Source organism: Spirulina subsalsa CS-330, assembly GCF_028330765.1.
Taxonomy (GTDB): domain Bacteria; phylum Cyanobacteriota; class Cyanobacteriia; order Cyanobacteriales; family Spirulinaceae; genus Spirulina; species Spirulina subsalsa_A.
In genome coordinates this window covers 1-8163 of record NZ_JAQMTY010000173.1, presented here as the reverse complement: position 1 = coordinate 8163, position 8163 = coordinate 1, and the positions used below count along the sequence as shown (strand labels likewise).

The window sequence follows — 8163 nt, the reverse complement described above, 5'->3', positions numbered from 1 at the left end:
TGTCGTTCTCGAAAAAGGTGGAGAACCACATTGGGGCGATATGGCTGTTCATCCATGAGTACAATCGGGGCATCAGAGAGAAGCTGGCGGAGCAAGATGCCCCTATCTTTTCCTCTAGCCTGCACTAAAATGCACTACCCTAGAGTTTTCTTTCATGAGGAGGTCTTCAATGTTACAAGTTCGGAAAAGTCATGAACGAGGTCATGCGAATCATGGTTGGTTAGACTCGTACCATACCTTTTCATTCGCGAGTTATTACGATCCAAATCACATGAGCTTTCGCAGCTTACGGGTGATTAATGAAGACCGAATTGATCCGGGGGCTGGGTTTGCGACCCATGGCCATCGCGATATGGAAATCATTACCTATGTGCTCAATGGTGCTTTGGAGCATCAGGATAGTTTAGGCACTGGGTCAGTGATTCGTCCGGGAGAAGTGCAACAGATGAGCGCGGGCACGGGGATTCAACATAGTGAATATAACCATTCCCAGCGCGAACCGGTGCATCTGTTGCAGATTTGGATTACGCCGAATCAAACGGGGATTGAGCCGCGTTATGCCCAGCGGGAGTTTCCGATTGCGACGGAGTTGGGCAAGTTGCATCTCGTGGCGGGGCCGGTGGGTGAGGTGGAAAATGTGATTCCGGTGCAGCAGGATATGCGTCTCTATGCGGGGCAGTTGGGGGCGGGGGATGAAATTCACCAGGCGATCGCACCGGATCGTTACGCTTGGATTCAGGTGGCGCGGGGGGACTTGAGCCTCAACGAAATTCCCCTCCAGGCGGGGGATGGGGTGGCGATCAGTGGAGAAGACGCGATAACCATCACCACCGCCACAGGGGCGGAACTATTGCTGTTTGATTTGCCGTAAGGGTGGGGGAATGGGCGATCGCACCGGATGCCATGCTGCGGTGTGTTGATGGTGCGATCGCCCTCAAACCAAACCCCCAGACTCAAAATAATATAAATTAAATGTAAAGATTCTTGCATAATTATCGCAATTCAAGGGCAATATTCTCGAAATGTAACGTTTTAAGAACAACCATCACACAAGTCATTAATCCACCCAGGTGATTTTGTTGATTCCCTGGCTGTCGGGCTGTTTCAAGAACATTCAAAGCATCAAAAATCGCCTTAAAATCAGGATGTTTCGACCGTTTTGCCTCGGTTACTCTCTCAATATTCTTGTTAGGATAAAGGGAGATGCAACCAGAGGAGATTCTATGGCATCCCCACAACAGATTAAACAGTACCTTGCCTATTGGGTTCAGCTTGGCAAGGGAATTGTGATTGGCGATCGCCCTCCGATGTACTGCAAGACAGTGTTGGCGAAGGAAAACTACTGCAACGAATTTGAATCCATTTGGCAACAGGTCGAAGCCTGTCACGGCGAAGGATGCCACATCACAGGCACGGATCAGGAATTGGCAGAACTGTTTTCAGAACAATGGAATGTGACGGCCTGCTATCGGTGTGAACTCCTCGTTCCCCAAAAAGTACGGGGGATGCCTGCCACCACCTGTCCCTGTGCCGACATTGACACCTGGCCCAACCTAGAGATTCCCAAACCCCGGCTTCCCCTCAGCAGCAATGGACATCTCGCCAAAATTAGCCACCGCCTCACCGGGCTGCCCCATCCGGTCAAGTCTTCCCAACCGTTACCCTGTGACCCAAGTCTGGCGGAAAGTGTGGGGGTGGACTGTGCGCTCAAGCTCCATCTGGCTAAAGCCAAAAAAGCCACCACAGCCCCAGGACAGCCTGAATTCCCCCAAGCGCACCGCAGCGATCGCCCCCCGTCCGATCCGGTGATGCCGGCGGCCTTTCCCGCTGATCAGCCCGCCACCTCCGACTGTGATGAAGCAGAGGTGAGTTGTTGAGCGAGGCGATCGATCGCCGTTTGATATTGCAAATCCCGCACTGAGGCGATGTCCTGCCGCGTGATTGGGTCTTGGGACACAACATAATCCGGCAGGATGCCGAGGCGATGGATGTCATGGTGATTGGGGGTTTCGTATTTCGCCACCGTCACCGCTAGCCCAGAATCATCCGGGAGTTCAAATAGGGATTGAATTAACCCTTTACCAAAGGTGCGATCGCCGATCAGTTCTGCCCGACCATTATCCTGTAACGCTCCGGCTAGGATTTCGCTCGCGCTGGCAGTGCCTTTATTCACCAGCACGACGAGGGGGGCAGTGGTGAGGGCATTATGGGCGGCGGTAAAACTGTCAAACAGCCCTTGACGGTTAACGGTGTAGACAATGGTGGCATCATTGAGCCACAGTCCTGCAATTTCAATCCCGGCCTGAAGCAGTCCCCCCGGATTATTGCGCAGGTCGAGGATATATCCTTCGGCTCCTTGGCGTTGGAGTCGGGCGAGGGCGTGCTCCAGTTCGCGGTAGGCGTTGGCGCTGAATTGGGAGAGACGCAGGTAGCCGATGGGGGTATCGGGAAGGCGGGTATCGAGTTCGGCCACCACTGGATTCAGGTCGATGCGATCGCGCACCACTGTAAACTCATACGCTGCCTCCGTATCCGGTCGCGCCACCTCCAGCGTAACGGTGGTTCCCCGTGGGCCCCGCATCAGGTTCGCCGCCTCTTCGAGGGATAACTGTGCCGTGGAGTGATGGTCAATGGCCAGAATGCGATCGCCCGCTAAAATCCCCGCTTGATCCGCCGGAGAATCAGCGATCGGAGCCACCACCTCCAACTGACGGCTCGTGGGATTGAGGTCAATCTGTAACCCCACCCCCGACAGCGACCCCGACGTGCTCACCTGCAAACTGCGATACTGCTCGGGCCGCAACAGCCGCGTAAAGGGATCATCCAACGTCCCCAGCATTTCCTCAATCGCCCCGTAGGCCGCCTCACGATCCGGCAGCGATCGCCGCAAATAATCCTGGCGCAGCCGCCACCAATTGTGATCATTAAACGTGTCATCTAAATAGGCTTGATTGACAATCCGCCATGCTTGCAAAAAAATCTTTTGATCCTCGGAAAACGCATGAGCCACCGGCATCACGCCCCAACTCACTAACCCGATCAGCAAACACAACGCAAAATTGACCCAAAATTGACGGTTCTTCATTAGTTCATTGTTGTCATGCTGAGTTAACCCCCCAAAATGGGATGTGCGCCTCATCCCCCTAGGGCTACTTTTCGGTATTATAGTTCTTACGTGTCGGAGCACCATAACCCAAGTGACTCCACACACCGAACTCAATCGTCAGCATATTCGTCCAAGTCGCGGGCTGGCCGTTCGAGACGTTAAACGGGCGCACATGAAAGACACAGAATTTCCTCAAAAAGATTCGCCCTCTTCAGACGCGCCAACTCTCTAGTTCTCAACCAGGCCAACGTTTGGATTGAGTAAGATCCTCGTCTATTGTGACTAGGATAACCATCCACCACCGTCGCCTAATTGTGTCACTAGAGAAGCTGCCAACGCCTTCCTTCATTACCCAGCACTGAATTCAAGCTCCATGTTTACCAAACAAGTTACTGACTCCAAAGCATATCAATGGTTTCAGGAGCGTCTTGAGATCCAAGCCATCTCAGATGACATCAGCAGCAAATACGTCCCCCCCCATGTCAATATTTTCTATTGCCTGGGCGGTGTGACACTGGTCTGCTTCCTAATCCAATTTGCCACTGGCTTTGCCATGACCTTCTATTACCGTCCCACGGTAACGGAAGCCTTCACCTCCGTTCAATACCTGATGACCGAAGTGAATTTCGGTTGGTTGATTCGTTCCGTCCATCGCTGGTCTGCCAGCATGATGGTGCTGATGATGATCCTCCACGTCTTCCGCGTCTACTTGACCGGTGGCTTCAAGCGTCCCCGTGAACTCACCTGGATTACGGGTGTTGTGATGGCGGTGCTGACGGTTTCCTTTGGGGTAACCGGCTACTCTTTACCGTGGGATCAAGTGGGCTACTGGGCGGTCAATATCGTCTCTGGTGTGCCGGCTGCGATTCCCGTGGTGGGGGATCAATTGGTTGAACTGATGCGCGGTGGCGTATCGGTGGGCCAATCGACCCTGACTCGTTTCTACAGTCTCCACACCTTTGTGTTGCCGTGGATGATTGCTGTGTTCATGCTGGCTCACTTCTTGATGATCCGCAAACAAGGCATCTCTGGCCCCCTCTAAGGTGCGCCATCAAACCTGAGGCTGTTTCCATAGCTTGTTGACCGTTAGCACCGACTAACACTGAATAAGGAGAAATTACACAATTATGTCCACGCTGAAAAAGCCTGACTTAAGTGATCCGAAGATGCTCGCAAAACTTGCGAATGGCATGGGTCACAACTATTACGGAGAACCGGCTTGGCCCAATGACCTGCTCTACACCTTCCCGATTGTGATCATGGGAACGATCGCCTTGATTGTGGGTCTGGCGGTGCTTGACCCGGCTATGGTGGGTGAACCGGCGAACCCCTTCGCGACTCCCCTCGAAATTCTGCCGGAATGGTATCTCTACCCCACCTTCCAAATTTTGCGCGTGGTTCCCAATAAACTGTTGGGGATTGTGGCTCAAGGGGCGATTCCGATGGGCTTGATGCTCGTGCCGTTCATTGAAAACGTGAATAAGTTCCAAAACCCGTTCCGTCGCCCGGTGGCTACGGCGGTTTTCATGTTTGGAACGGTGGTGACCTTGTGGCTCGGCGCGGGTGCTCTGTTCCCCATTGACACCTCTTTGACCTTGGGCCTGTTCTAGACCTGCGTCACACTCCCTGGATTGGAATCAAGCTGGAACCCTGCGATCGCAGGGTTCTTTTTGATCTCCCGTGATCCCGCGTGATCCCCCCTTGGTGATAGACTTTTCCTTGGCATCTGTAACGATTACGTCGCCTAAATACGATTTAAAAATAAGAGGAATAGATTCTGTGGAAAGTACGCTTGGATTAGAAATTATTGAAGTTGTTGAACAAGCTGCCCTTGCCTCCGCGAAATGGATGGGTAAAGGTGAAAAAGACACCGCCGATGAAGTAGCGGTGGAAGCGATGCGGGAGCGGATGAACAAAATTCACATGCGCGGTCGCATCGTGATCGGGGAAGGTGAACGTGACGATGCCCCCATGCTCTACATCGGGGAAGAAGTGGGGATTTGTACCCAAGAAAACGCCGCTGCCTTCTGCAACATGGAAGAACTCGTCGAGATCGACATTGCGGTTGATCCCTGCGAGGGGACGAACTTGGTGGCCTACGGTCAACCGGGTTCGATGGCGGTGTTGGCGATTTCTGAAAAGGGTGGGCTGTTCGCGGCTCCTGACTTTTATATGAAAAAATTGGCCGCGCCTCCGGCGGCTAAAAACCACGTTGACATCAATAAAACGGCGACCCAAAACCTGCAAATTTTGTCGGAATGTCTCGATCGCTCCATTGAAGAATTGGTGGTGGTGGTGATGGATCGGTCTCGCCACAAAGACCTGATCGCTGAAATCCGCACTGCTGGGGCGCGGGTGCGCTTAATTAGTGATGGTGACGTTTCGGCGGCGCTGTCCTGTGCGTTTGCTGGAACGAACATCCACGCTCTGATGGGGATTGGTGCGGCTCCCGAAGGGGTGATTTCGGCGGCGGCCATGCGCTGCTTGGGTGGTCACTTCCAAGGTCAACTGATCTACGATCCCGAAGTGGTGAAAACCGGTCTGATCGGCGAAAGCAAAGAAGGCAACATTGCGCGTCTCAACAGCATGGGCATCACGGATATTGACCGGGTTTATGATGCAAATGAACTGGCTTGCGGTGAGACGGTGCTGTTTGCGGCCTGCGGTATCACTCCCGGTACGTTGATGGATGGGGTGCGCCTGTTCCACGGTGGGGCTCGGACGCAAAGTTTGGTTATTTCCAGCCAGTCCAAAACGGCTCGGTTTGTGGATACGGTGCATATGTTCGACCAACCCAAGTACATCCAATTGCGCTAGGGTTGACGCTCTTTTGACCGCTTGAAGGGCCAATACTCCCTCGGTTTCTGGTGATCTGACCGGAGCGAGGGAGTTTTTAATGGCGCGATCGCACCCTGGCCAGCGCCGAGCCAGGGTGTAAATTTTTTGTTAAATCTTATTACTGACAATCATGGGCCTGGAGGGAAATGTCCAACAATAGGCAGGTAATGTAACAGAGCGTTTAACACTAAATTTTTATGAACATTGCAGTGGTTGGCTTAAGCCACAAGACCGCACCCGTGGAAGTGCGCGAAAAACTCAGTATTCCTGAATCGGAAATTGAGGCTGCGATCGCCCACCTCAAAACCTATCCTCACATTGAAGAAGTGGCGATCCTCAGCACCTGTAACCGCTTAGAGATCTACTTTGTCGCAACGGAAAGTGAACCCGGTGTCGTCGAAATCACGCAATTTCTCTCGGAAAAAAGTGGATTGCCGCTCCTGCAACTGCGTCGCCACCTGTTCACCCTGCTCCATCAAGATGCGTTGCGCCACCTAATGCGCGTTGCCGCCGGGTTGGATAGTTTGGTGCTTGGTGAAGGGCAAATTCTCGCCCAAGTGAAGACCACCCATAAGCAAGCGCAGAAATATAAAGGCATTGGCCGCCTCCTCGATCGCCTCTTCAAACAAGCGATCACGGCGGGCAAGCGGGTGCGCACTGAAACCAATATCGGGACGGGGGCGGTGTCGATCTCCTCGGCGGCGGTGGAATTGGTGCAAATGAAGCGCGATGACCTCGATCGCTGCAAAATTGCGATCATCGGGGCGGGCAAGATGTCGCAACTGTTGGTGAAGCATTTGTCTTCAAAAGGGGTCAAGGAAATCACCGTGGTCAATCGGTCTGTGAAGCGATCGCAAGATCTTGCCAAGCAATTTCCCGATGTGTCCCTCGTGTTGCGCCCCTTGGATGAACTGTTGAGCGCGATCGCCACCTCCGACATCACCTTCACCAGCACCGGAGCCACTGAACCCATCGTTGATCGCGCCAAACTGAGCAGCGTCCTCGCCCCCGAACAGCCCCTCATGCTCGTGGACATCTCTGTCCCCCTCAACGTTCACCATGACGTGGAAGAGCTAACCAACGTGCAAAACTTCAACGTTGATGATCTCAAGGCCGTTGTCGCCCAAAACACCGCCCAACGCCGCCAAATGGCCCAAGAAGCCGAAACCCTCCTCGAAGAAGAAGTTGCCGCCTACGAAGTCTGGCGACGCTCCCTCGAAACCGTTCCCACAATCAACTCCCTGCGGCACAAAATCGAAGGCATCCGCGAGCAAGAACTCGAAAAAGCCCTCTCTCGCCTTGGGGTTGAATTTGCCGACAAACATCAAGAGGTAATCGAAGCCCTCACCCGGGGCATCGTCAATAAAATCCTCCATGAACCCATGGTGCAACTCCGCGCCCAGCAAGACATTGAAGCCCGCCGCAAAGCGGTGCAATCCTTGCATCTCCTGTTCAACCTTGACTCCAGCGAACAATATTCGTAACCGTGTTTGCTGCAATCCTGCCTGGTCTTCGCCGCCATTGAACGGGTGCGATCGCCAGGCAGGCAGTTAATTACTGTTCTTCATCCCCACCAGCCATGAGCGACACCATCTTTGGCAAAATTATTCGCCGCGAAATTCCCGCCGATATCGTCTACGAAGATGACCTCTGTCTTGCCTTCAACGACATCAGCCCCCAAGCCCCCACCCATATCTTGGTAATTCCCAAAAAACCGATTCCCCGCCTCTCGGACTCCCACAGCGAAGACCACGCAATCCTCGGCCACCTGCTCTGCATGGTGCGCCAAATTGCCGTCAACGCCGGCCTAAGCAACGGCTATCGCGTCGTCATCAACAACGGCCAAGACGGTGGGCAAACCGTAGACCACCTCCATCTTCACATCTTAGGCGGCCGCGCCATGGCCTGGCCCCCCGGTTGATTTCTGAGAATTCCCAGCGATCCCTTTACAATTCGCAATGATTTCTTTATAATGGGCGGTAGGTTATCCACATTATTTTCCGGATACCCGTAAATTTCAGTTAAGCAATAATCTGAATATGACTACTACAGTTCAAACCCAACAAGGCGGTTCCGTTTGGGAACGCTTTTGCCAATGGGTCACCAGCACCAACAACCGCCTCTACGTGGGCTGGTTTGGTGTCTTGATGATCCCCACCCTCTTGACCGCCACCACCTGCTTCATCATTGCCTTCATCGCAGCTCCCCCCGTGGACATC

8 protein-coding genes and 1 pseudogene are annotated in these 8163 nt (G+C 53.4%); 8 read left to right on the top strand and 1 reads right to left on the bottom strand.

Features of this window, described 5'->3' with window-relative positions; genetic code table 11:
* Positions 1-169 precede the first annotated feature (169 nt).
* Together PN477_RS12070 and PN477_RS12065 are read left to right on the top strand one after the other, a co-directional pair.
* Positions 170-871: a pirin family protein gene (locus tag PN477_RS12070; protein WP_272115466.1), complete on the top strand. Its 702-nt coding sequence runs from the start codon at positions 170-172 to the stop codon at positions 869-871.
* A gap of 352 nt (positions 872-1223) precedes the next feature.
* Entirely contained in the window at positions 1224-1877 is a 654-nt protein-coding gene (locus PN477_RS12065) for a hypothetical protein (protein ID WP_272115464.1), read from the top strand.
* Here the strand turns inward: PN477_RS12065 and ctpA are convergent.
* A complete protein-coding gene (gene ctpA / locus PN477_RS12060) occupies positions 1832-3085 on the bottom strand; it encodes a carboxyl-terminal processing protease CtpA (protein WP_272115462.1) in 1254 nt (417 codons plus the stop codon). The genes PN477_RS12065 and ctpA overlap by 46 nt on opposite strands.
* Positions 3086-3479: 394 nt before the next feature.
* Between ctpA and petB the strand changes: the two genes are divergently transcribed.
* The 6 genes and pseudogenes from petB to PN477_RS12030 all read left to right on the top strand — a co-directional run.
* Positions 3480-4148, top strand: coding sequence for a cytochrome b6 (petB, locus tag PN477_RS12055; RefSeq protein ID WP_272115460.1), 669 nt, complete (start codon positions 3480-3482; stop codon positions 4146-4148).
* Positions 4149-4233: 85 nt separating this feature from the next.
* Entirely contained in the window at positions 4234-4716 is a 483-nt protein-coding gene (gene petD / locus PN477_RS12050) for a cytochrome b6-f complex subunit IV (protein ID WP_072622312.1), read from the top strand.
* Positions 4717-4885: 169 nt separating this feature from the next.
* A complete protein-coding gene (glpX, locus tag PN477_RS12045) occupies positions 4886-5923 on the top strand; it encodes a class II fructose-bisphosphatase (protein WP_272115456.1) in 1038 nt (345 codons plus the stop codon).
* Between the two features lie 218 nt (positions 5924-6141).
* Complete coding sequence (locus PN477_RS12040) at positions 6142-7428, top strand: glutamyl-tRNA reductase (protein ID WP_272115454.1); 1287 nt, start codon at positions 6142-6144, stop codon at positions 7426-7428.
* A gap of 95 nt (positions 7429-7523) precedes the next feature.
* On the top strand, positions 7524-7865 hold the full coding sequence (locus PN477_RS12035; protein ID WP_272115452.1) for a histidine triad nucleotide-binding protein: 342 nt from the start codon (positions 7524-7526) through the stop codon (positions 7863-7865).
* 118 nt (positions 7866-7983) lie between these two features.
* Positions 7984-8163: pseudogene (locus PN477_RS12030) on the top strand (photosystem II q(b) protein); the annotation flags it as partial.